At 35.6% G+C, this 25,433-nt stretch carries 22 protein-coding genes; 8 read left to right on the plus strand and 14 right to left on the minus strand.

Annotated features, from left to right (window positions below; genetic code table 11):
• Positions 1-172 precede the first annotated feature (172 nt).
• On the plus strand, positions 173-1,915 hold the full coding sequence (locus CSC80_RS10920; protein ID WP_099191805.1) for a carboxypeptidase-like regulatory domain-containing protein: 1,743 nt from the start codon (positions 173-175) through the stop codon (positions 1,913-1,915).
• Between the two features lie 135 nt (positions 1,916-2,050).
• Here the strand turns inward: CSC80_RS10920 and CSC80_RS10925 are convergent, their stop codons facing one another.
• The gene (locus CSC80_RS10925) at positions 2,051-3,679 is read right to left on the minus strand and encodes an acyl-CoA carboxylase subunit beta (RefSeq protein WP_099191807.1); all 1,629 of its coding nucleotides are present in this window, start codon (positions 3,677-3,679) and stop codon (positions 2,051-2,053) included.
• A gap of 71 nt (positions 3,680-3,750) precedes the next feature.
• Here CSC80_RS10925 and CSC80_RS10930 point away from each other — a divergent pair, with 71 nt between their 5' ends.
• The 3 genes from CSC80_RS10930 (at position 3,751) to ettA (ending at position 6,735) form a co-directional block, all read left to right on the plus strand.
• Positions 3,751-4,722 carry a Gfo/Idh/MocA family oxidoreductase gene (locus tag CSC80_RS10930; protein ID WP_343224347.1) on the plus strand — a complete coding sequence of 324 codons (972 nt, stop codon included), beginning with the start codon at positions 3,751-3,753 and terminating at the stop codon, positions 4,720-4,722.
• Positions 4,723-4,798: 76 nt separating this feature from the next.
• Entirely contained in the window at positions 4,799-4,975 is a 177-nt protein-coding gene (locus CSC80_RS19480) for a CAL67264 family membrane protein (protein WP_091605214.1), read from the plus strand.
• 68 nt (positions 4,976-5,043) lie between these two features.
• The gene (gene ettA, locus CSC80_RS10940) at positions 5,044-6,735 is read left to right on the plus strand and encodes an energy-dependent translational throttle protein EttA (protein WP_091605210.1); all 1,692 of its coding nucleotides are present in this window, start codon (positions 5,044-5,046) and stop codon (positions 6,733-6,735) included.
• A 66-nt stretch (positions 6,736-6,801) separates the two neighbouring features.
• Here the strand turns inward: ettA and CSC80_RS10945 are convergent, their stop codons facing one another.
• Both CSC80_RS10945 and CSC80_RS10950 read right to left on the minus strand, forming a co-directional pair.
• Positions 6,802-7,611 (minus strand): MBL fold metallo-hydrolase, encoded by an 810-nt coding sequence (locus CSC80_RS10945; protein ID WP_099191811.1) that lies wholly within the window; start codon positions 7,609-7,611, stop codon positions 6,802-6,804.
• Entirely contained in the window at positions 7,598-8,080 is a 483-nt protein-coding gene (locus CSC80_RS10950; RefSeq protein WP_099191813.1) for a GNAT family N-acetyltransferase, read from the minus strand. The genes CSC80_RS10945 and CSC80_RS10950 overlap by 14 nt, the downstream gene beginning before the upstream one ends.
• Positions 8,081-8,233: 153 nt before the next feature.
• Here CSC80_RS10950 and CSC80_RS10955 point away from each other — a divergent pair, with 153 nt between their 5' ends.
• Positions 8,234-9,121: a hypothetical protein gene (locus CSC80_RS10955; protein WP_058103210.1), complete on the plus strand. Its 888-nt coding sequence runs from the start codon at positions 8,234-8,236 to the stop codon at positions 9,119-9,121.
• 70 nt (positions 9,122-9,191) lie between these two features.
• Here the strand turns inward: CSC80_RS10955 and fumC are convergent, their stop codons facing one another.
• The 8 genes from fumC to CSC80_RS11000 form a co-directional block, all read right to left on the minus strand.
• A complete protein-coding gene (gene fumC, locus CSC80_RS10960; RefSeq protein WP_058103209.1) occupies positions 9,192-10,592 on the minus strand; it encodes a class II fumarate hydratase in 1,401 nt (466 codons plus the stop codon).
• Positions 10,593-11,005: 413 nt separating this feature from the next.
• Positions 11,006-13,498: a TonB-dependent receptor gene (locus CSC80_RS10970; RefSeq protein WP_099191815.1), complete on the minus strand. Its 2,493-nt coding sequence runs from the start codon at positions 13,496-13,498 to the stop codon at positions 11,006-11,008.
• Between the two features lie 4 nt (positions 13,499-13,502).
• On the minus strand, positions 13,503-14,018 hold the full coding sequence (locus tag CSC80_RS10975; RefSeq protein ID WP_236973378.1) for a hypothetical protein: 516 nt from the start codon (positions 14,016-14,018) through the stop codon (positions 13,503-13,505).
• An 87-nt stretch (positions 14,019-14,105) separates the two neighbouring features.
• Entirely contained in the window at positions 14,106-14,450 is a 345-nt protein-coding gene (gene arsC / locus CSC80_RS10980; protein ID WP_099191817.1) for an arsenate reductase (glutaredoxin), read from the minus strand.
• Between the two features lie 61 nt (positions 14,451-14,511).
• Positions 14,512-15,613 (minus strand): peptide chain release factor 2 gene (gene prfB, locus CSC80_RS10985; RefSeq protein WP_232231219.1). Its coding sequence is split into 2 segments (ribosomal slippage): positions 14,512-15,546 and positions 15,548-15,613, totalling 1,101 coding nucleotides; the frame shifts between segments, so codons are not numbered across the junction.
• A 65-nt stretch (positions 15,614-15,678) separates the two neighbouring features.
• Entirely contained in the window at positions 15,679-16,530 is an 852-nt protein-coding gene (locus tag CSC80_RS10990; RefSeq protein WP_099191819.1) for a transglutaminase family protein, read from the minus strand.
• Positions 16,531-16,560: 30 nt separating this feature from the next.
• Positions 16,561-17,508, minus strand: a complete 948-nt coding sequence (locus tag CSC80_RS10995; RefSeq protein ID WP_058103203.1) for an alpha-E domain-containing protein — start codon at positions 17,506-17,508, stop codon at positions 16,561-16,563.
• 9 nt (positions 17,509-17,517) lie between these two features.
• A complete protein-coding gene (locus CSC80_RS11000) occupies positions 17,518-18,981 on the minus strand; it encodes a circularly permuted type 2 ATP-grasp protein (RefSeq protein ID WP_099191821.1) in 1,464 nt (487 codons plus the stop codon).
• A gap of 194 nt (positions 18,982-19,175) precedes the next feature.
• On the opposite strand from CSC80_RS11000, the gene CSC80_RS11005 reads away from it, so the two are divergent.
• Together CSC80_RS11005 and CSC80_RS11010 are read left to right on the plus strand one after the other, a co-directional pair.
• Complete coding sequence (locus CSC80_RS11005) at positions 19,176-21,581, plus strand: zinc-dependent metalloprotease (RefSeq protein WP_099191823.1); 2,406 nt, start codon at positions 19,176-19,178, stop codon at positions 21,579-21,581.
• 21 nt (positions 21,582-21,602) lie between these two features.
• Positions 21,603-22,625, plus strand: coding sequence for a GntG family PLP-dependent aldolase (locus tag CSC80_RS11010; protein WP_099191825.1), 1,023 nt, complete (start codon positions 21,603-21,605; stop codon positions 22,623-22,625).
• A 4-nt stretch (positions 22,626-22,629) separates the two neighbouring features.
• Here the strand turns inward: CSC80_RS11010 and CSC80_RS11015 are convergent, their stop codons facing one another.
• Positions 22,630-22,932 (minus strand): YegP family protein, encoded by a 303-nt coding sequence (locus tag CSC80_RS11015; RefSeq protein WP_099191828.1) that lies wholly within the window; start codon positions 22,930-22,932, stop codon positions 22,630-22,632.
• A 187-nt stretch (positions 22,933-23,119) separates the two neighbouring features.
• Here CSC80_RS11015 and CSC80_RS11020 point away from each other — a divergent pair, with 187 nt between their 5' ends.
• Complete coding sequence (locus tag CSC80_RS11020) at positions 23,120-24,220, plus strand: OmpA family protein (RefSeq protein WP_071341885.1); 1,101 nt, start codon at positions 23,120-23,122, stop codon at positions 24,218-24,220.
• Positions 24,221-24,554: 334 nt separating this feature from the next.
• Here CSC80_RS11020 and CSC80_RS11025 read toward each other — a convergent pair whose 3' ends face one another.
• Both CSC80_RS11025 and CSC80_RS11030 read right to left on the minus strand, forming a co-directional pair.
• Positions 24,555-25,007, minus strand: coding sequence for a thioredoxin family protein (locus CSC80_RS11025; protein WP_058103197.1), 453 nt, complete (start codon positions 25,005-25,007; stop codon positions 24,555-24,557).
• Between the two features lie 43 nt (positions 25,008-25,050).
• Positions 25,051-25,377: a YbaB/EbfC family nucleoid-associated protein gene (locus CSC80_RS11030; protein WP_071341887.1), complete on the minus strand. Its 327-nt coding sequence runs from the start codon at positions 25,375-25,377 to the stop codon at positions 25,051-25,053.
• Positions 25,378-25,433: the final 56 nt, after the last annotated feature.

A 25,433-nucleotide genomic window follows, 5' to 3' on the forward strand; every position in this document is an offset into this window, starting at 1 on the left:
TTATTAAAGATGTAATGTTTTGAAGGACAAGTGATTAAAATTTGTTTTAAATTTTAATCAATTCAGTAATATTGTTAAATTCATACATAATTAGCAATTATATTCCTACATATTTTAGTGTGGTTTAATTTTTGATATAAAATTACTTTATAACCATATAAAACTCTATTCAATGAAAAATGTTTTAATTCTCTTAGTGTTAGCGTCTTTCGCTAGTAATGTTCATGCTCAAAGTAATATTGTTAAAGGTAAGGTTACTCAAATGGATGCACCTTTGGCAAATGTTCAGATTTCTATAATAGATTCTGAAATTTCTACTACAACAGACGCCAACGGATTATATCAAATATCTGCGGAACCTAGGGATGTAGTTAAATATACATATCCCGGTTTAAGTGATGTTCAGATAATGGTTGAAGATGTTACACGAATCTTAAATATTGAAATGACTCAGAAAATTGAGCAATTAGATGAGGTTACTGTTAGGAACAGTAATAGAAAGTCTCAGATAGAACTGGAAGAGGAGTATAAATACAAACCAAATTTAATTAAAACGGCATTTGGTATTTTGGATAGTGAGACTGCCCCCGGAAAAATTAGATTTCTACAAGAGGACGAGATTAATGATGTAGGTATTTGCATTTTAGATGTTGTTAGAAATGAGTTTGCTAGCGTAAAGGTGTTTGGTGATTGTATGCGAGGTGGGGGTGTATATATTAGAGGGTTTAATTCTATTAGTCAAGCATCACCTGCGGTTTATGATGTTGATGGTCAGATCTTAACAGATACACCTACGTGGATCACACCAGCTTCAATAGCTAGATTGGCTGTTTTAAATAATTTGGCAATGACTACTAGATACGGTTCAATAGGTGCTGGCGGTGTCATAGTAATTAACACAAAAACATTATTATATGCAGGTAATATTGATGGAAAGCCTTATGATCAAGCTAAGCTTAAAAATAATAAATATGATAATTCAGCATTAAGTACAGTTAATTTTAAAGAAGATAAGCCTTCGTACATGAATGAACTTTTAAATGCGAAAACCGAAGAAGATGCAAAGATGATTTACGCAAATCAAATCAATAAATACAACAGTTCATATTACTATGTTTTAGATGCCTATGATTATTTTTCTAATAGATGGAAAAATCAAGAATTTGCAGAAATGATTATTCAGGAGAATGATAGGGTTCTAAGCGGAAATCCTTTAGCATTGAAATCTTTAGCTTACATATATCAGGCAGAAGGAAAGTTTAAAGAGGCAAATAAATTATATGAAGATGTATACACCCTTAGAGCAGATTATGCACAATCGTATTTAGACTTGGCAAATAGTTATAGAGAATTAGGTTTAAATCAAAAAGCTGCCGCTATGTACTTGCGTTATGATTACTTGTTAGCAGAAGAGCTATTGGAGAAAGAAGAGCCAGTGAAAGTTATTATGGATCGTGATTTAAATAATTTGATTTCTCTAAAAGGGGCTGATTTAGTTTCAACAAATAAGGTAAAAGAAATTAAACTTGATGATGATTTTAAAGGAACACGTTTGGTTTTTGAATGGAGCGATAGTGAGGCTGAATTTGTGTTACAATTTGTAAACCCAGAAAAGCGATACTATAATAGTGAGCATTCTTTAGCTGCAGATGCTGAACGTATTCAAATTGAAAAGCGCTCAGGTTTCTCCAGTGAAGAATATTTAATAGATGATACGCTTCGTGGTAATTGGTTGGTTAACGCTACCTATTTAGGTAACAAAAGTTTGACGCCTACATATTTGAAAGCTACTATATATTATAACTATGGTAGTGCATCGCAACGAAAAGAAACAAAGGTCTTTAAACTGGGTCTACGTAATGTAAATCAGCAATTGTTTTCAGTATCAAATGCGGTAAGTATAGTTGCAAATTAAGTTCGTTAATTTCTCAAAATATAAAAGAAAAATAAACATAGTTATTATAAAAAGCCCACAATACATTTATACTGTATTGTGGGCTTTTTGAATGTAAATAGTTTTATTCGTTGATACTAACGATTTTTCAGGAAATTACACCTGCAACACTCCCATATTAAAAGGTTTCTCAATAGGTGCATGATCAGCGGCTTCTATACCCATTGAAATCCATTTACGCGTGTCCTTTGGGTCTATAATAGCATCGGTCCATAATCTTGATGCTGCGTAATACGGAGAGACTTGATTGTCGTAACGCTTCTTGATTTTATCGAATAGTTCCGTTTCTTTTTCCTCAGTGATGGTTTCACCTTTCTTTTTCAATGAAGCCTTCTCAATTTGTAAAAGAACTTTTGCAGCAGAGTTTCCGCTCATTACGGCTAGTTCTGCGCTTGGCCAAGCAACAATTAACCTAGGGTCATAAGCTTTACCGCACATGGCATAGTTTCCAGCTCCATAGCTATTGCCTATGACAATGGTAAATTTTGGTACGACGGAGTTACTTACCGCATTTACCATTTTGGCGCCATCTTTTATAATACCACCATGCTCACTTTTACTACCAACCATAAATCCGGTTACATCTTGCAAGAAAACTAACGGAATTTTCTTTTGGTTGCAATTGGCTATAAATCTGGTTGCTTTATCTGCAGAATCGGAATAAATGACTCCGCCAAACTGCATTTCTCCTTTTTTGGTCTTTACAACTTTTCTTTGGTTGGCAACAATACCAACTGCCCATCCATCTATTCGTGCATATCCGGTAAGTATGGTTTGTCCGTATCCGGCTTTGTATTCTTCAAATTCCGAGTCGTCTACCAATCGCTTAATAATTTCCATCATGTCATACTGTTCCGCTCTTGAGCTAGGTAGTATACCACAGATATCATCAGGATTTTCTTTTGGTTTTATACTTTTCTTTCGGTTGTATCCCGCTTTTGGAAAATCACCGATTTTATCCATAATATTCTTTATGGTGTCCAAAGCAGCTGCATCATCTTTCGCTTTATAATCGGTTACCCCACTAATCTCGCAATGAGTGGTTGCTCCGCCCAATGTTTCATTATCTATGCTTTCACCTATTGCGGCTTTCACCAAATAGCTTCCTGCCAAGAAAATACTGGCGGTCTTATCTACTATTAAGGCTTCATCGCTCATTATAGGTAAGTAAGCGCCACCGGCAACACAACTGCCCATAACGGCAGAAATTTGGGTTATGCCCATACTGCTCATAACCGCATTGTTTCTAAAAATACGCCCAAAGTGCTCTTTATCCGGGAAAATTTCATCTTGTAATGGTAAATACACGCCGGCACTGTCTACTAAGTAAATAATAGGTAGTCTGTTTTCAATAGCAATTTCCTGTGCTCTTAAATTCTTTTTGGCGGTAATAGGAAACCATGCGCCAGCCTTTACCGTTGCATCATTGGCAACTACTATACATTGCTTTCCTTTTACATATCCAATTTTTATGACAACACCGCCAGAAGGGCAGCCACCATGTTCTTTATACATGCCTTCGCCAACAAAGGCTCCAACTTCAATCTGTTCGGTTTTTGGATCAAATAGATAATCAATACGTTCTCTAGCGGTCATTTTACCTTGATCGTGCTGCTTGGCAATTTTTGCTTTTCCTCCACCTAAATAAACCTCTTTCAGCTTTCGTCTAAGGTCAGATAATAACAACTTATTCCTATCTTCGTTTTGATTGAATTTTAAATCCATTCTGTATATTTATTTTCTTCGCATAAAGATAAGAAGTTAATTTTGGTGTACATGCAACAAAAATAAAAAGTATGATAAAGTGGGGTATTGTAGGGGCAGGTAACATAGCACATAGTTTTTCTAAAGATTTAGCTTTGGTAGATGGCGGTCAATTGGTTTCGGTAGCATCTAGGAGCTTAGAGAAGGCCCGGACATTTGCCAAAGAGTATGGAGCTCCAAATGCTTTTGGTAGTTATGATGAGTTATTTCATAGTAATACGGTAGATATTATTTATTTGGCAACACCGCACACTTCCCATGCAGATTTGAGCATTGCCGCCATGAAAGCCGGTAACGCCGTACTTTGTGAAAAACCATTGGGCGTGAATGCTTCGGAAGTTCAGACAATGTTAGCTGCTGCTAAAGAGAATAATGTTTTTCTTATGGAAGCATTATGGTCACGTTTTAATCCGACCATTAAAAAAGTAAAGGAACTTGTAGATAATGGGACTATAGGAGATATAGGTTATTTACATTCAGATTTTGCGTTTTATGCTCTGGATAGGGATGAAAACGGTAGGCTATTAAATCCTGATCTTGCAGGAGGTTCTCTATTAGATATTGGGATCTATCCTATATTTTTAGCTTATTTACTGTTGGGGATGCCCAAGGATATTAAGGCAACTGCCAATTTTTATAAAACAGGGGTAGAGGTGCAATGTAGTATGATTTTTAATTATGATAATACACAAGCCATTTTGTATAGCGGACTCAACTCTAACTCTGAAAAGAAATCTGAAATAGCAGGAAGTAAAGGAACAATTTTTATTCATCCAAGATGGCATGAAACTACTGGATTTACGTTGGAAAAAGAAGGGGAAGTAGTAAGTAATGAACTAGGTAAAAGGGGTAAAGGCTATGTTCATGAGATAGAAGAAGTGCATGATTGTTTAAATTCTGGTAAGAAAGAAAGTGCACTTTGGAGTCATCAAAACAGTTTGGATCTTATAACAATTATGGATACGGTTCGTGAAAAAACAGGAATTGTGTTTCCGTTTGAATAATAGCAGGGGTAATAGTGGATAAATGTCTTAAAATTTACGATATTTGATGTTCGCTTAAATTTTAATTGATTCAAAAATGAACAAGAATACTGTGCTCACTTGGGCTACTTTTATTATGATCTTCGTAGGGCTTGCGCTAATTGCATTAGGAGCCTTTCGATACGATGATGTCGCTGGTTGGGGTTTTGCATCTGTGGGTATAGGGTTTTTTGCCATTGCTTGGGTGTTCAATGCCCTTAAAGGTAGAGTATAATCAATGTTTTTAACTAGTAGGGATTTCTTCTACTGGATGATAATTTTTTCACTAAACACTATAATTTTATGTCAGACGATAAGAAGGTAATCTTCTCCATGTCAGGAGTTACGAAAACCTATAAGAATGCTAACACCCCAGTTTTAAAGAACATATACTTAAGTTTTTTCTACGGTGCCAAAATCGGTATTTTAGGTCTAAACGGTTCTGGTAAATCTACTTTGTTAAAAATAATAGCAGGTGTAGATAAAAATTTTCAAGGTGATGTAGTCTTTTCTCCAGGATATAAAGTTGGTTACTTGGAACAAGAGCCAGAACTGGATGAAAATAAAACCGTTTTGGAAATTGTAAAAGAGGGCGTTGCCGAAACGGTAGCCATTCTTGATGAATACAATAAGATAAACGATATGTTTGGTCTGCCGGAAGTGTATGAAGATGCGGACAAAATGCAGAAGTTGATGGATCAGCAGGCTGTATTGCAAGATAAGATAGATGCAGCCAATGCTTGGGAACTAGATACCAAATTGGAAATTGCTATGGATGCCTTGCGTACTCCAGATCCTGAAAAGAAAATTTCCGTGCTTTCGGGTGGTGAGAGAAGAAGGGTGGCCTTATGTAGGTTGTTGCTTCAAGAGCCGGAAATCTTATTATTAGATGAGCCTACCAACCACTTAGATGCAGAGTCTGTACATTGGTTAGAGCATCACCTGGCATCTTATAAGGGAACTGTAATTGCCGTAACGCACGATAGATATTTCTTGGATAATGTTGCCGGTTGGATTCTTGAATTGGATAGAGGTGAAGGTATACCTTGGAAAGGGAACTACTCTTCTTGGTTAGATCAAAAGTCTAAACGTATGGCACAAGAAAGTAAAACAGCTTCTAAAAGACAGAAAACATTGGAGCGAGAGCTGGAATGGGTTCGTCAAGGAGCAAAGGGTAGACAGACCAAACAGAAAGCACGTTTAAAGAACTACGATAAGTTGATGAGTCAAGATCAAAAACAACTTGATGAAAAACTGGAAATCTATATTCCTAACGGACCACGTTTAGGTACCAATGTTATTGAAGCTAAAGGCGTAAGTAAGGCATACGATGATAAGTTGCTTTACGAAGATCTTAATTTTAAATTACCACAAGCGGGTATTGTTGGTATTATTGGACCAAACGGTGCTGGTAAGACCACTATTTTTAGAATGATCATGGGTGAGGAGACACCGGATAAAGGTGAATTTGAAACTGGTGAGACCGCTAAAGTAGCCTATGTAGATCAGAGTCATTCCAATATAGATCCAGATAAAACTATTTGGCAAAACTTCAGTGATGAGCAAGAGTTGGTGATGATGGGTGGTAAGCAGGTCAATTCTAGGGCTTACTTAAGTAGATTCAACTTCTCGGGTAGTGAACAGAATAAAAAAGTGAGTATGTTGTCCGGTGGTGAGCGTAACCGTTTACATTTGGCAATGACTTTGAAAGAGGAAGGTAACGTGCTTTTATTGGATGAGCCTACCAATGATTTGGATGTAAATACACTACGTGCTTTAGAAGAAGGTTTGGAAAATTTTGCAGGTTGTGCCGTAGTCATCTCTCACGATAGATGGTTCTTAGATCGTATCTGTACACACATATTGGCTTTTGAAGGCGATTCTCAAGTGTATTTCTTTGAAGGTTCGTTCTCGGATTATGAAGAAAACAAGAAGAAAAGGTTAGGCGGAGATCTTATGCCTAAAAGAATTAAGTATAAAAAACTAATCAGATAAAATTTTGGTTATAAAGAAAAAGCCCGCAATTGCGGGCTTTTTAATTTTATACTAACAACTAAAGTATTAATATTCGTCATTAGGGTACCAGTCTAATTGTACCACTTCAATATCTTGATTGCCTGCATCTACCAATTGTTTGAACTTGGCAACATCGCTAACATCTGGATTGCCCCTGTAGTGATAAGGATAAACTTGTTTTGGTTTAAAATCTAACACTGCTTCGGCAGCACTTTCAACGGTCATGGTATAAGGTAAATTCATACAAACAAAAGCTTTGTCTATATTCTTTAAAGAACGCATTTCTGGGATATCCTCTGTATCTCCGGAAAAATAAATACGTTGATCGCCAATAGTTAAAACATAGCCGTTTCCACGACCTTTATTGTGAAATTTAAGCGCTTCACTTCTTAAATTATACATGGGTATGGCTTCAATGGTAATACCGTTTAATTCTTTACTGCTCCCGTTGTCCAAAATTACAAGCTGTTCTACATATTCTTCGGGCAATTCTTCTGCAACGGCTTGTGGTACAACAAAGGTAGCATTGGTTGTTTCTAATTCTTTTAAGGTCTCTATGTTTAAATGATCACCATGTATATCGGTAATTAAAATTAATGTAGCATTCTTTTGCCCTTCAAAAGCTGCGGCACCACCTGTTGGGTCAATATAGATTACTTCATTGTTCCATTCTAAAACTGCCGTTGCGTGTTCTATGGGTGTTATGTTGATTTCGGTGTTTTTAGCCTCATTTTTCATTGAAGTCGACATTTCCGCTTCTGCTTCTGTGACTTCGGAATCTGATTTCTTTACTTCTTTACATGAGAAAGAAATGGCTCCTATACATAATAATAAAAAGAGTTTATTGATGTTCATTGTTATATTGTTTTAGTTTTAATTCCATTTTAATGTCAGATCTAAGGTAGTCTAAATTATCTTCCAACGGCGTTTCTGTAAATCCGTATTTTTTATAAATATGCAAGGCGGCGTCAAGCTTGGTGCTTGAATATAGTTCAAGTGTATTCCAGTTTTTATTCTTTGCGAAATCAATGGCGTATAATAATAATTTTTGACCAATTTGTAAGCCGTGATAAGATTTGCTAACTGCCATTTTTCCTAATTCATATCTTTTCTTGTTTTTTCTTATTAATGCAAAACACCCCACAGGTTCATTATGCCAGAGCCCAATAAAAATAAAGCCACCTTTGTCAATGATAGCGGCTTGGCTGTTTTCTAATAGTTCTCTGTCCTTTTCTTCAACCCTAAAATATTCGGTAATCCACTCTATATTCAAGTCTTTAAAGATTTGAGTATATTTAGTCTCAAATGGCACAATGGTAAGCATGGTCTATGTATTGGTCTAAAGGTTACTTCTAAATTATACTATATTTTATGGTATTTACCACGTAATATAATTTAATTTTATGCTAAAGAATCTAAAATTTGAATTAACACGTATATAAACTGAACAAACAGACACTTTATTAAATTTAAAATTATGACTGAAACAAAAAACAACAATGGTTTAAAAGTTTTGACCGCTCTTTTAGGTGTTGTGCTTTTAGCAACTATCATTTATACAGTAAGTCTTTATCAAGATAAAAAGAAGACAGAGGTTGTTCTTTCTAAAGAGAAAGAATTGGTGGTTGAAGATTTAAATAGCTTAAAATCAGAATATGATAAAGCTATTTTGGAAAGTAATGCTACTAACGAAGAATTGGTTAGCGCAAGAGATAATATTGCTAAATACATAGACTCGGTAAAAACTATGAAAGCGGATATTAGTTCTTTATCTAGATATAGAAGACAAGTTAGTGTTCTTAAAGCGGAGAGAGAGCAGTTGTTAAAGCAAGTTGATTCTTTAACTCGTTCTAATAGTATGATCGCTATGCAGCGTGATAGTACTTATGTTGAGTTGGAAAAACAAACAGTTTTCAACGATTCTTTAGTAGTGCAAAACACAAATTTGGCTCAAGTAGTTGAAAAAGGGTCTGCATTGAATTTATCTAAATTTAATGTTGATGCAGTTAAGGAGCGTAACAGCGGAAAATTAGTTTCTACTCAACGTGCCAGAGCTACTGACAAGTTTAAAATTTGTTTTACCGTAGCGGATAACGTAATTGCTCAAGCTGGTGATAGAGAGTTCTTCTTAGAAGTTTTAGATCCACAAGGTAATGTTCTTGGAGGTGGTAACTCAATGACCAACGATAACGGAGCATCAATTACTTATAGTAAGCAAACAGGATTTTACTATGAAAACAAATCTTTAGATGTATGTGATTACATTAGTAAGCCAGCTGGTGATTTTAAAGATGGAAATTACATGGTAAATGTATATGACGATCAGTTGAAATTATTAGGAACTTCTAAGTTCATGTTGAAGTAATTTTTCCTATAATTATATAATACAAAAGGCGACCAATTTGGTCGCCTTTTTTTGTTTATTGGTTTAGTTTTTAGTCTTTTAAACTACCCACCATATTTTCAGGTTTTACCCACTCGTCATAATCTTCAGCAGAAACGTAACCTAAATTAACAGCTTCTTCTTTTAATGTAGTGCCGTTCTTATGTGCGGTGTTTGCGATCTCTGCAGCTTTGTAATACCCAATTTTGGTATTTAAAGCAGTGACCAACATTAAAGAGTTATTCAATAATTCTTTGATTACACCGTGATTTGGCTCAATACCGGCAGCACAATGCTCTTCAAAACTTACACAGGCGTCGCCAATTAGTTGTGCAGACTGAAGAATGTTTGCTGCCATCATTGGTTTAAAGACATTCAATTCATAATGTCCCTGTGTACCACCAACGCTTACAGCAACGTCATTACCCATAACTTGAGCGCAAACCATTGTCATTGCTTCACATTGAGTAGGGTTCACTTTACCTGGCATTATTGAACTACCTGGTTCGTTGGCAGGAATAATGATTTCACCTATTCCTGAACGAGGTCCAGATGCCATCATTCTAATATCATTTGCTATTTTGTTCAATGACACTGCCAACTGTTTTAAAGCTCCGTGGCTTTCAACAATGGCATCATGTGCCGCTAGTGCTTCAAATTTATTTTCAGCGGTTATAAAAGGCAACCCTGTGAAGTCTGCAATATATTTTGCTACAAGCACATCATAGCCTTCCGGTGTGTTTAATCCAGTTCCAACAGCAGTGCCACCAAGTGCTAATTCACTTAAATGTGCTAAGGTGTTGTTCAATGCTTTTAAACCATGGTCCAATTGAGAAACATAACCGGAAAATTCTTGACCTAAGGTTAGGGGAGTGGCATCCATTAAATGGGTGCGACCTATTTTAACCACATCTTTAAATTCTTTTGATTTTTTATGTAATGTATCTCTTAACTGAGTTACACCAGGAATGGTCACTTCTACAATCTTTTTGTAAGCGGCAATATGCATACCGGTAGGGAAAGTATCGTTAGAAGATTGAGATTTGTTGACATCGTCATTCGGTTGAATGGTTTTTTCTCCCTCGCCAATTACTTTACCGGCAATTTCATGGGCTCTATTGGCAACTACTTCATTAACGTTCATATTACTTTGCGTACCAGAACCAGTTTGCCAAATAACCAATGGAAATTGGTCATCGTGCTTTCCTTCTAAAATTTCATCGCATACCTGGGCGATCAAATCTCTTTTTTCGGCAGCTAAGACACCAAGCTCACAATTGGCATATGCGGCGGATTTTTTTAAATAAGCGAATCCGTAAACTATGTCCAACGGCATAGATGCCGATGGTCCTATTTTAAAATTATTACGCGAGCGTTCTGTTTGTGCACCCCAGTATTTGTCTTTGGGTACTTCAACATTGCCCATGGTATCTTTTTCGATTCTGAACTCCATAATCTTATATTTTATATGAATCTTAAATAAACTTTTATATACAGCATCAAAAATAAGGTTTACATTTATTTTTCTTACGACAAGATTAAAGGGAAATGTGAAATTAATTTTGCAGAACGTTTGCAAAAAATAATTGGTTTATGGTATCTTTGTCATATATAAGCAAGAAGATATGTTTGATTTTGACCAATATTTAGGATTTTTAGCTTTTTTGACCATCTTGACAATAGGGTTTTGGCTAATGATGTTTTTGTTATTATTTGTTGTGCCTTACTGGTTAGGTGGTAACATTATAGAGTTATTGAAAGAAAGACGCGACAAGAAAAAAGCTGCGCGAAAAGCATAAAAGATATTATTAAATAAAAAAGGAAGCCAATTGGCTTCCTTTTTTTATACCATTTATGGGTAACTGCTTACCCTTCAATTTCTTCGTCACCTTCATCATTATTATTTCCTCTGCCATTTTTATTTCTTTCTTTTGGTTGATTAAAGCGGTATACAAAGCCCATGGTTATCTGGCGTTGTCTCCATTGAAACTCACTGTCAGACGTAAAGAATTCCGTTTCCGTATAAGAAGTTCTTTTTCTGGAATTTAATAGATCGCTAACGTTCAGGGAAATTGTTCCATTGTCTTTTAAAATATCTTTACTGAACGCTAAATTTAAAGAGAATATACCTCCATTTTCCGTTTGGGCGGTTGATGATGGGCCTCTATAAAACACATTGGTCTGCCAGTCAATTTTTGCAGGTAAAGATACTTTAGAGCTAAATCTGGCGAACCAGCTGGTATTTGTGGTGCCATAATCTATACCGTTGAATGCGCCATCCGTCTTAAATTGAAAGAAGTTGAAACTGGAATTTAAACGTAACCATTTTGCAGGACTATATAGCATACCGGCTTCAACACCTATTCTATCATTTGTAGATAGGTTAATAGGAATTGATCTAATTATTTCAATTCCATCTGTGGTGGTTTCACCAGTTTCTTCTTGTATACGTTCAAATGAATCTGTTTCTCGTTGGTAATACACAGATGATGTAAGGGTTAGCTTATCCCATCTCTTTAAGTAACCAACATCAAAAGCATTGGAGAACGCAGGATCAAGATCCGGGTTTCCTTGAAAAATATTTGTTCTACTAGATCTTGAAGGAAAAGGGTTTACGTACCTTCCTCTTGGTCTATTTATCCTTCTATTATAGCCTAATGAAATATTTTCATTTTCACCCAGTTCGTAAATGACGTTCACAGTTGGGAAAAGCCCTAAATAGTTTTTATCGAAATTTGCATCAACATCTACTCCTAATTGTTCCTCTAACTCAGAAGAGTCATATAAAGAGGTCAATTCTCCTTTTAACTGGGTGTTCTCTAAACGTAATCCTAAAAGAAAAGAAAATTTACCGTATTTGTTACCATATTGGGTATATACGGCATTTACATTTTCAGTATAGGCAAATAAGTTGGTCAGGTCTTGGTTGATATCGAACAGACCGGTGGTTTGGTTTAAAGAGTCTAATCTATAATCCGTTTCTGTTTTTTCAAAAGTACCTCTATACCCAGCTTCAAATTGTGCATCGCCCATAGGTAATACATAATCTGCTTGTACTAAATATTCATTTTGGGTTTCTTTTTCAAAGACATTTTCCAAGACTATTAAATCATCATTAGGCAACGTATTGTTTTCTTGTATGATGTTGGTCTTATCTTCTACCCCGTTAGAGTATTGAGCGTCTACCGTTAGTTTTTGTCCATCATCATCAAGATTATTAATATAATTCAAAGAAAATTGATAGTTCTCATCATCTTCACCTTCATCTTCAGTTCTAAAGGTTTCACTATCTAGTGTGCTATTAATAAACCTTTGGTTGGTATTTTCAGTTTCATCTTCACTTTTAGAGGTTCTATAAAATACACTTCCTGTAATTGAAGATTCCTCTGTAATAAAATACTCAAGTCCCAAATTAGTGTTGAATCCTTTTCTAAGTCTAAAATAGTCTCTGTCCTCTATAATCCTATCATATGATCCAGAAGTATAGGTGTTATCATAAAATGCATTTCCTGGGGCATCTCTATAGTTATACCCTGTTGTGTTGAACAAATTAAATTTGTCTGTACGTAAATTGGCATTAACGGATATACCACTATTTACTGGGTAACCGATCGTAGTGTTTACAGAACCGTTAAAGCCCAGTGTTTTTTCCTTTTTAAGAACAATGTTCAAAATACCTGCGGTACCTTCTGCGTCATATCTTGCAGAAGGACTAGTAATCACCTCAACCTTTTCAATGGCATCTGCAGGAAGTTGTGTAAGAGCATCTGTAGATCCAAAACCCGCTAATGCTGACGGTTTGCCGTTAATAAGAATTCTAACATTCTCATTACCCCGTAAACTTATGGCGCCTTCAACATCTACATCAACAGAGGGTACATTATTCAAGGCGTCGGTAATAGTTGCGCCACTATTGGTTAAATCCTTACCAATATTATAGATCTTTTTGTCTAAACGTACCTCTACGGTAGTTTTTTCGCCAACGACTTCAACGGCTTCTAGTTGAGCTACATCTAAAGCAAGTTTAACCGTACCCAAATCTGTAGATTCGGTCAATGTTTGATTTGGTAATTTGTAAGTTTTGTATGAAATGTATTCTATGGAAATATTGTACTTGCCTGGTGTGGTTTCAACCTGAAAGTTACCATCAATATCTGTAATGCCACCTGTAATTTTATCAGGGTTATTTACACTTTGTAGTACCAGTGTAGCATATTCTAAAGGAAGATTATCGTCTTTGTCTACGACTTTACCGCTAATGATAATTGGACCTCTTTCCCGTTCTCCTCCGGGTCTTTGACTGTATATATAATTAAATGATAGTGTTAAGAGTAGGAGTAAAGGGTAAAGTTGTCTCATTAAGTCAGTTTTTGGATTTCTTTCGTTTTTCTTTTTTCTTCTTTTTATTCTTCTTCAAAGTTTTTGAAACACCATCTTTTTGTAATGCAACAAAAGCTTCATACTTTTCTAATGGCAGACCGGCTTTTAATTCCTCATCTTGCCTTTTAGTTATATTTTCATATACTTCGCCCATTTTTTCTGGCGGAAGTTTTAATATTTGAGCCTCTATACGCTCTTGTACATATTTTTTAAGTACAGAGCTTAATACGGCCTGTTCAAATTCATTTAGTTCCAATGCCTCTGTAATTCTGGGCATTTCACCATCTACCAGTTCTTCGGCAGTTTTTGGTTTGGGCTCTTCGGCCGGAGTTTGTGCTTGGGGAATAGAACTTCTTTGACTTCCATAACCATAACCTCCTCTAGATCCATAACCATATTGCGACCCATAACCATATTGTGCGTAAATTGCTGTAGTGCCAAATAAGGCAACCAACAATGTCAATACATTTAGTCCACTATGCTTTAATACTTTTTTCATGTCTTTAGATTATAAAGTTATACTATGGTTTAACCGAAAATGGTTAATTGTTTGTTAAGATAATATACTTAACAATTATAATAAATTCTATTTCAACAAAGAGTTAATATTTGAAGCCGGTCTACCAATAACCGCGCTATTTCCATTAATTACAATTGGTCTTTCTATTAATTTTGGATGCGTGATCATGGCATCGATCAACTCTTCATCGTTTAATGATAAATGTTTGAATTTCTCTTTCCAAACGGTTTCTGACTTACGTATTAAGTTAATTGGTTTAATGTCCAAACAACTAATAATATTTCTAAGTTCATCTTTTGTTGGTATATCTTCTAGATATTTTACCACTTCAAATTTCTTGCCAGACTCTTCTACAACTTTTAAACCTTCTCTAGATTTGCTGCATCTAGAATTGTGATATATTTTAATCATATTACTTTTAGCTTTATGTTAAAACCCTATCTATTAAATATAATAAATAGGGATTAATAATTTATTCTTCTTCTTTTTGTCCCATCATCATTAGAAAGGCTTTCAGAAACTGGTCAATGTCACCATCCATGACATTGTCTACGTTACCTGTTTCTTCTCCGGTTCTTACATCCTTAACCAATTTGTACGGATGCATAACGTAGTTTCTAATTTGAGAGCCCCATTCAATTTTCATTTTAGAGGATTCAATCTCTTGGCGAGCCTCCATTTTTTTACGTAGCTCAATTTCATATAGTTGAGATTTCAGCATTTTCATCGCCGTGGCCCTGTTATCATGCTGGCTTCTACTGTCTGAACAAGATATTTGAATTCCTGTTGGGTGGTGGGTCAATTGGACTTTAGTTTCAACCTTGTTTACATTTTGCCCACCAGCACCACTGGATCTTGCAGTGGTAATGGTAATATCTGCAGGATTGACATCTACTTCTATACTGTCATCTACTAACGGATATACATACACGGAAACAAATGAGGTATGTCTTTTGGCATTACTATCAAAAGGTGATATACGTACAAGACGATGAACGCCATTTTCTCCTTTTAACCAACCAAAAGCAAATTCACCGTCAATTTCCAAGGTTACGGTTTTAATGCCGGCAACATCACCATCTTGATAATTGAGTTCTTTGATTTTGTAACCGTTCTTTTCGGCCCACATCATATACATACGCATGAGCATAGCTGCCCAGTCGCAACTTTCGGTACCACCTGCCCCTGCCGTAATCTGCAGTACCGCTGGTAATTCATCACCCTCTTCTGAGAGCATATTCTTGAACTCCATTTTTTCAATGGTGTTCACTGCTTTCTCATATTGCTTTTCAACTTCGGCTTCAGAGACTTCGCCTTCTTGCTGAAACTCAATCAATACTTCTAAATCTGCAACCAATAGCTGGGCGGCATCATAATCATCTACCCATTGTTTTTTAGACTGAATGAATTTCATATGTGCCTGTGCCTCTTGCGGATTGTCCCAAAAGTCAGGAGCCAAGGTTTTTTCTTGCTCGTTTTCTATTTCAATTAATTTGGCATCAATGTCAAAGATACCTCCTTAACGCACCAAGGCGATCTATAAGACCTTTGTAGTGGTCTGTACTTATGTTCATACAATTTTAATTTTGAGTAAAAATAATACTCTTTTAAGTAATGTTTAAAGATATTTTTAGATTAACTATTGCTGGCTTTGCAATGTGACCGAGTGTGTGGTCTTATTTGTGCCCAAAGAATAAATAATACCTTTTAATGGAGCACAATCGTTATAATCTTTACCGTGGCAGACTTTTATGTGGTTCATGTCCGCTAAAATATTATTGGCAGGGTCAAAACCTTTCCAGCCTATTCCTGGTATATAGCATTCTACCCAGGCATGCATTTGTGAATCTCCTTTAAAACCATGGGTTTGGTCTAGGTATCCGGAGACGTACCTTGTTGGTATGCCATTAATTCTTGCCAAGGCACAGAAAAGATGTGCAAAATCTTGGCAAACGCCTTTTTTATTAGTTACAACGTCATTTAACATTGTACTTACATCTGTAGCTCCTGTTGAAAATTCAATGAAATTATATACCCAATGGTTTAGGTTTTCTAGATTTTTGAATAAGGAAATAGTTGAATTAAAGGCGTATAGTTGCTCTTGTGCAAAACTTAGGTTTGTAAATGTAGTCGCTTTTAAAAAGCGTTCGTAATTAATTCTAAAATCAAGTTTTTGTAACTCGGCATGTGCTGCTGAAACGTTAGGGTTGATTTTAAAATCAAAAGGGTCAATATCTTCTTTGGTCAGTTTGAATTTTGCTTCAAAAGTTACCTTCTTGAATTTTTTCTTCGGATGTATTCTTAGGGTTTTAAAGCCATAACCGTTAATGGAATTTTCGGTAATGGCAAATAATGAATTGTTGAATTCTATCTCTACATTATGTTGGCTATCGTTCTCTACCGGTATAATAAGAAACTGCCAATATGCATTATGTACCCAATCGTCATAAATATTTTTAGCCCTATATGTAATCTCAATATCTCTTGGCATAAGAGCGCAAAGATACCTTATTTAAATGGGCTAATAATTAAAAAATTCCTCATCTACCTTGTCGCTGATATCAACTAGACTTTCTAAAATATTTTCAATGAAAGATTTTATGTCTTGATCTATTTCCTCAATATATTTAAATTCATATTCTGATCTTACCCTGCCGATTAAAAAAGCCGTAGAATTTTTGTTATACCGTTTTTCGGGGTTTAAAATTTTTACATGTTGATTTACCTGGTTCAAAGAATTCATTACCGATCTTGGGCAATTAGGGTTAAGAATTAAGAACTCTAATGTAGTTATGCTTGTAGGGGTTTTTTTGTAGAACCTACGCATCATATCATAAGATTCGGCGCATTTTAGTAATGTGGTCCATTCAAAACTTTTACTGAACTTTTCATTTTCACCACCTTGAGAAAGTAATGCATCATTGTATTTAGAATTGATCATTCTAGTAATTTGTGTAGCCCTTTCAATGTTTATGCCCATTGATATTATGGCATAAGTGGCATCATGTAAGAGTGTACCGCGTATTTTTCCACGAAGTATATCTGTCATTTCAGCAACCTGGGTAGTGAAATCATGTAGACCATTTTTAACAAAAACTTCTTTAGGGTAGTTGACGACAAAATGATAGAATTTATTGATCGCTTCATAAAGCTCAGTTGAAATTAAATCCCGTGCGCTATTTGCATTTTCCCTTGCAAACTTAATATTGTTTATGATAGATGAGCTATAAGTGGGGTCTAGGCCAATTTTATAGAGTACATCTTCTTCTTTTAAAAATTTTTCTGAATCCTCTTCGGGATCTCCGACCATAAATAACATAGAACGTAAAACAAATTGACGATCTTGAGATTTTAGATTTGGAGCATCTAAAGAAGAGAAATAATTTACATTTAAATATCTTGCTACGTGTTCAGAACGTTCAATATAACGTCCCATCCAAAATAGATTATTGGCAACTCTTGCTAACATATAGAATTTTTATTTTTTTAATACCCAGGTGTCTTTTGATCCGCCTCCTTGAGAAGAGTTTACAATTAGATTTCCTCTCTTAAGTGCTACGCGTGTTAACCCGCCCTTGAGAACAAATTCTTTGTCTTTCCCGAGAACGGTAAACGTTCTTAAATCAACATGGCGTTGTTCAAAAGATTCGGTATCGTCTATATAGGTAGGGTGAACGGACAATGACATTATAGGTTGGGCTACATATTTTCTTGGGCTGGCCTTTACCTCTGCCTTTACCATTTCAATTTCTTCTTTACTTAGCTTGTTTCCTATAGAAATACCGTAGCCACCGGCTTCATCAACAGGTTTAATAACTAGTTCATGAATATGTTCCAATACATATTTTAATTCATCGGGTCTGCTGCAATGATAGGTATGTACATTGTTTAAGATAGGTTCTTCGTCTAAGTAATATTTAATAATTTCTGGCATATAGGTGTATACGGCTTTATCATCAGCTACACCAGTGCCAGGGGCATTGGCCAACGTAACATTCCCTTTTTTATACGCGGCAAATAAACCGGGTACGCCAAGAACGGAATCTGGATTAAACTCCAGAGGATCTATGAACTGGTCATCTATTCGTCTGTAAATAACATCAACCTTTTCTGGACCCTTTATTGTCTTCATGTAAACAAAATCATTTTCTACAAATAGATCACGACCTTCTACAAGTTCCACGCCCATGGTCTTGGCTAGGTAAGAATGCTCATAAAATGCAGAGTTGTACATACCAGGTGTAATGACTACTACATTTGGTATGTCCACGCCCTTAGGTTTTACGGATTCTAGTAGTTCTAAAAGGTTTTCTGCATAATTGGTTACCGTATGTGTCTGGTAATGATTGAACACACCAAACAATGCCTTTTTAAGTGCTGTTCTGTTGCAGATTACATAACTTACCCCAGATGGACATCTAATGTTATCTTCAAGTACATAATATTTACCGTCTTTATGTTTAATGACATCTGTACCCGAAATGTGATTATAGATTCCTCCTGGTGGATTTACACCGTTCATTTGATCTAAGTAATTGGCTGAAGATGTAATGAGTTCTATGGGTACAACCTTATCTTTTAATATTTTTTTATCATGATAAATATCCCACAGGAATAAGTTCAAAGCCTTACTTCTTTGTATGGAGCCGCGCTCTATAATATCCCAGTCTACGGGATCAATAATTCGTGGAAATAAATCAAAGGGAAAAATCTTCTCTTGCACGTTGTTTTCCCCGTATACTTGAAAAGTAATACCTTGATTAAAAAATGAAGACTTCGCTTTATTGTTTAGCGTAACGTAATCTTTAATAGAATGTTCACCATAGAGGTTGAATAACTTTTGATAAACCTCTTTTACCTTTCCTTTCTTATCATGAATTTCATCATATAAATCTGGGTTTCTTTGATAAGAAGAAAAAATTTGATTTTCAATGTTCTCCATAGAATTAGTTTTGTTAAAAGGTACATGATAAAAAGCGATTATTAGGTGTAATATTTACAATAATTGGTAGTATTTTTCCTTATTCTGTAATTATTAGGTAGCTTTTTTAACAAGTATGATATTTATAATATAGTTGGGCATTCCTGTTTTTCATTCGTTGGTTTTTCTCTACTTTTAGTGAAAACTATTAGAGAATGAGAAAGCACTATGTACTTTTGGTTGGATTACTATTGTTATCCATTACTGCAATAACCGCACAGTTTAGCGATCAAAAGAAGAATTTTGATAAATATGAGGGGTTCTATAATTTCTACTATGATGAGGCCAATGATAAAATCTTTTTGGAAGTAGATCGGTTGGATAAGGAATTTCTTTATGTATACTCTTTAAGTAGTGGAATAGGAAGTAATGACATTGGCTTGGACAGAGGTCAACTGGGAGACGAGCAGGTAGTATATTTTAAAAAGGCGGGCAATAAATTACTGTTGGTTCAACCAAATTTAAAGTATAGGGCCATAACGGATAATGAATTGGAACGAAAATCCGTTGAACAAGCGTTTGCCAAATCTGTTCTGTTCGGCTTTCCTATTGTTGAAGATAAAAACGGTACCTATATAATAGATATCACTGATTTTTTAATGCAAGATGCACATGGCGTCTCTTCAAGACTAAAAAGAACTGAGCAGGGTTCATATAGTCTGGATAAATCTAAAAGCGCCTTTGCCTTGGAAAGAACTAAGGCTTTTCCCAAGAATTTAGAGTTTGATGTTTTAATGACTTTTAAGGGCGAGGCGAAAGGTGGTTACATTAGAAGTGTAGCTCCCAATGCGAATTTAGTGACCGTTGCCGAGCATCATTCTTTTATTGAATTGCCAGATGTTAAGTATAAAAAACGAGCTTTTGATCCAAGATCAGGTTCTTCTCCATTTAACTATTATGATTATGCGACACCTGTGGAGCAAAATATTCTAAAGCAGTTTATAAGAAGGCATCGTTTAGAGAAAAAAGATCCTACTGCAGAGGTGAGTGAGGCCGTAGAACCTATTATTTATTATTTGGATAATGGAACACCAGAACCTGTAAGGTCCGCTTTATTGGAAGGTGGTCGTTGGTGGAACCAAGCTTTTGAAGCTATAGGTTATAAAGATGCCTTTCAAATAAAAATGTTGCCAGATGATGCGGATCCTTTAGATGTTCGTTACAACGTTATTCAATGGGTTCATCGTTCTACCAGAGGTTGGAGCTATGGTAGTAGTATAACAGATCCAAGAACTGGTGAAATTATGAAAGGGCATGTTAGTTTAGGAAGTTTAAGAATAAGACAAGATTATTTGATTGCCCAGGCTTTAATGAACAAACCATTTGCCGAAAGAGATGATAATTATGAGCCAATGTTAGAAATGGCCATAGCAAGAATAAGACAATTATCTGCACATGAAATTGGGCATACTTTAGGTTTTGCCCATAATTATGCCGCCAGTACTACGGGCAAGGCTTCCGTGATGGACTATCCTCATCCGCAGTTTACTTTGAACAATGGAAAGGTTGATTTTTCAAGTGCCTATGAAACAGGTATTGGAGCATGGGATAAAGTTACCGTAGCATACTCTTATCAGAACTTTCCTGAAGGGGAAGAAAAAATAGGCTTGAACAATATTTTGGATAAGGCCAAAGCAGATGGGCTACGTTATATAACGGATCAAGATGCCAGACCACAAGGTAGTGCCCATGTCTTGGCTCATTTGTGGGATAACGGCACCAGTATCAGCAAAGAATTGGACGAAATGCTGAGTATTCGTAAAGTAGCCATTAATAACTTTTCTGTAGATAATATTCAAGAAGGTACACCTTACTCTGTATTGGAAGATGTTTTTGTACCGCTATATTTCTTTCATAGGTACCAAACAGAAGGTGTGGCAAAAGTCATTGGTGGTTTAGAATATAATTATGCGGTAAAAGGTGATGGCCAAGAGGTAGTTGCCGTTGCGGATAAGTCTTTGCAACAAGAGGCATTAAAGAGTGTGTTACGGACTTTGGATGCTGCAGAAATAGCTATACCAAAAGAAAAATTGAGCTTGTTTCCTCCTAGGTCATTTGGAACCCCTAGAACAAGGGAGTCTATAAAAGGTAAAACCGGTGTTTCTTTTGATGCCCTGTCGGCAGTGGAAACAGCTTCGGATATGACTTTAAAATTTTTATTGCATCCGGAGAAAGCATCAAGACTTATTCAGCAAAAAGCAATAGATACGGATAATGTTGGTTTGGCTGATGTTTTAGATGAATTGATAGCATCAACCATTAACAAAAAGCAGAAAGATACATATTTGAACGAAGCGCAAACGATAATTAATTTTAGGGTATTGTATCATATCATGAATTTGGCAGGGCACACCAATGTGCATCCACAGGTAAATGCCATAGCGTCCCAAAAAATAAATGAACTGAATATGCAGTTAATGAAAGATTCTGGGGCTAATGCAATTAGTGCGGAAATGGTTAAGAGAATAAAATCATACAGAGAGCACCCGGAACAATTCAAAATGATACCTTCGCCAAAGATTCCTGATGGTTCGCCAATTGGAATGAGCTGTTTTCACTAATTAAATCGTTAGAACTTTATTATGCTTATTAATCTTATCAGTGATACGGTAACCAAGCCTACACCCGGAATGTTAGATGCTATGATGACCGCTGAGGTGGGTGATGATGTTTTTAAAGAGGATCCTACCGTAAATGCCTTAGAGGAAAAGGTGGCAAAACTTTTTGGAATGGAGTCAGCACTGTTTTTTCCTAGTGGTACCATGACCAACCAGACCGCTATAAAATTACATACGCAGCCTGGTGAGCAATTGATCTGTGACAAGTATGCCCACATTTATAATTATGAAGGTGGTGGTGTTAGTTTTAATAGTGGGGTGTCTTGCAGACTGGTAGATGGTGATAGGGGTACAATGACAGCGGAACAAGTGGCAGCGGCAATAAATCCACCCGATTTTTACCATAGCCCGTTAACCACATTGGTATCCATAGAAAATACAGCAAATAAAGGTGGGGGTACTTGTTGGAATTTTAGTGAACTGCAGGCAATTAAAAAGGTTTGTGCTAATAATGGTTTAAAGTATCATTTAGATGGAGCAAGATTATGGAACGCTATGGTTGAAATGGAAGAGACTCCGTTGCAGTATGGAGAGCTTTTTGATACCATAAGCGTCTGTCTGAGTAAAGGGTTAGGTTGCCCTGTAGGGTCTTTGCTATTGGGTACTAAAGAACAAATGAACAAGGCGATCCGTATTCGTAAAATATTTGGTGGTGGCATGAGACAATCGGGTTTTTTGGCGGCGGCGGCTATTTATGCTTTGGACAATCATATAGAAAGACTGGCAGAAGATCATAAAAAGGCAAAAGAAATAGGAGCGGCATTAGCTGCAAAATCTTTTATAAAAAAGGTAGAGCCTATTGAGACCAATATTGTCATTTTTGAAATTGATGAATCATTTATGACAAGCGATCAATTTGTTCATAAATTAAAAGAAAAGAATATTTTAATAATTGGTATGGGGCAAGGGAAATTGAGAATGGTTACCCATTTGGACTATACTAATGATATGCATGAAGAATTGCTTAAGCAGCTAGCGTCTTTTTAATATGTTACTCTAAACTGTTTGTAATATTCAATATACCATTTTCCATACCGGCTTCTGAAGTGTAAAGTCCGCTACTACCAACAATTTTGCCTGTAGAATTTTTTAATTCAACTAAAAATTTACCATCCGTATTAGTTCTTCTTTCAAAGAATTTTCCGTTAGATTTTTTCAGTGCCTTAATGTCTTTTATGGTGCTATCTGTTTCATTTTCACTATTAAAGGGTATGCTCTTTAATAATACTTGCCCGTTGCCAGACTTCAAAACAAATTGATATAGGCCGTCTTTATCTTTAACAATTTTAATCATATCCTTAAAGATAAATAATATTTTCTCTGCTTTTCAGTGACTTTTTAAATAATAGTGTGTCTTAATTATTGAGGCGTTAAACTCACAGGTTTTAAAATAGCATTCGACACTAGGTTAAAACCAGTTTACAGGAAACCTCAAATAAATAATTATAAATAACCAATTATTAATTTTAAACACTATCAAAATGAAAAAAGTATTATTTCTAGCAGTGGCATTTTCTGCTTCGTTTGCAATGGCACAAGACTTGCCGTCAAATCCAGAACCAGGTAAATGCTATGTACGTTGTACAACACCAGATGTGTATGTAAATGAAACGACTACGGTTACAACCAACCCTTCGTACAAAATTTTAAAAACGATTCCTGCTACATTTAAAACAATAACAGAACGTGTATTGGTGAGAGAAGAAGAAAAAGTGCTTACTGTTGTTCCTGCTAAGTGGGGAACAGAAACGGTAACCTATGTATCTAAAGGAGGTGGAAATTCTTTACAGGTGATCCCTGCTTCTTTTTCTCCCAGTACACAAACTATAGAGATCAAGCCTGCATATGCACAGTGGGAGTTGGGCGTAGCGGCACCTGATTGTGAATCTGGTAATCCAGATGATTGTAGATACTGGTGTTACAAAGGATACCCTGCACAATTTGAAACAGTTTCTACGCAGGTATTGGCTAATGATGCCTCTACAACGAGTTCTCCATTAGGTTCTAAAAATGGATCTTACACAAAAGAAGTTTTGATCTCACCTGCTACCGTAGTTGAAAAAATTATTCCTGCAGTTTATAAAGAAATTACTAAAACGGTATTGGATAAAGATGCTTACACGGTAGAAGAGATTATTCCGGCTAAAACTACAACGATTACCAAAGAGGTATTAAAGGAAAAAGGTGGTTTAACTACTTGGAAAGAAGTGGAGTGCGCTTTGGTTGAGTACCAAGCTTTACCAATTAACTGGGATTCTGGTAGTGCTACATTGACTTCTGCGGCAAAAAGTATTATCGATAATAGATTGTTACCAGTATTAGCTCAAAACCCTGGTGTTAAGGTTGAATTAGCTTCTCATACAGATTCACAAGGTAGTTCAGTGTCTAACCAAGACTTATCTGAAAGAAGAGCGAAAGCAGTAGCTGATTATTTAATTACTAAAGGTGTTAATTCAAGTCTTTTAGTAGCTAACGGTTACGGTGAAACAAGATTGTTGAACAGATGTAGTGATGGCGTTTCTTGTACGGCTAGAGAGCATGCAGTGAACAGAAGAACTCAATTTAGATTGATCAACAATTAATGAATAGGTTGTTTTTTTGATTGAAAAGGGCTTACACTAGTAAGCCCTTTTTTATGCTTTTAACTTAGGTTATAATAGTAACCTAATTGTTTCAAAAGGTGCTAAGCTGTTTGTAAGTTAGAAGTAAGTAATTATTGTAGTTGAGGTTTGGTTGTCTCCCTAGACTTGCCAATCGCATGGTAATTATGAAGTTTAATGGTATATATCTATTTAGGGTATACATCTTTCATATTGAAATAGGTTAATTGTTTTAAATGTTATTGCTTGGAATTGATGTATAACAAAAATGGCTCATGTATTTACATGAGCCATTTTTTATGAAATAAAATTTATCTTACTTATTTTTTTCTAAAAGTTTAAGATGAGAATCAACTACGCCGTTCATGCTATAACCAGAAAGAGCGTCTAATTCTTTTCCTTTGTAATCTATTACTTTAAATAATGGAAATACCTTCTTTTTGTTGAGTTTTGTTAGTAGCTCTTTGTTGTGCGCCAATTGTTTTTCAGTTAACAAATCCTTATTTCTTGGAACATCTATATAGAGCAGTATATAGTTGCTTGACAGTTCTTGAAACTCAACGGTGTCGAACAAATCGGTTTTCAACATTTTGCATGGAGGACACCAATCGCTACCCGTGAAATAAACGAGTACATTTTTTTTCTGCTTTTTGGCTTTTGAAATAGCGGTATCATAATTAGTAAGCCATTTAGAATCATTTGCATTTTTAATATCCATTTGGGCGGTGGCCAAAAACGGAATCATTAATAATAAAAAAAGATACTTCATGAATTTATATTTTATAATGTCAATTGCAAATAACCTGCCAATCTTACTTAAATAACGAATCCATACCAGGAATATTGGGCATACCGTCTTTAGCAACAGCAGCTAATTCAGTTTCATTTACGTTAGTAGCGTTTTGTATGGCCTTGTTTAATGTTAGTATCAAATAATCTTCTAATTGCTCTTTGTCCTGTAAAAGACTGTCATCTATTACTATGGACTTAACTTCTCTATTTGCGGTTATGGTCACCGAAACCAAGCCATCACTTGATTTTTCTTCAAGGGTAACCGTATTCAATCTTTTTTTGGTCTCTTCAACTTTTTTTTGGGTTTCTTTGAGTTTTCCCATCATACCCATCATATCTCCGAACATAGTTTGTGTTTTTAATTTTAAATGTCAAAAATACTAAAAATAGGAGCATTTCAGTT

The sequence above is a fragment of the Maribacter sp. 6B07 genome (assembly GCF_002700155.1).
In the GTDB taxonomy this organism is placed as follows: Bacteria; Bacteroidota; Bacteroidia; order Flavobacteriales; family Flavobacteriaceae; genus Maribacter; species Maribacter dokdonensis.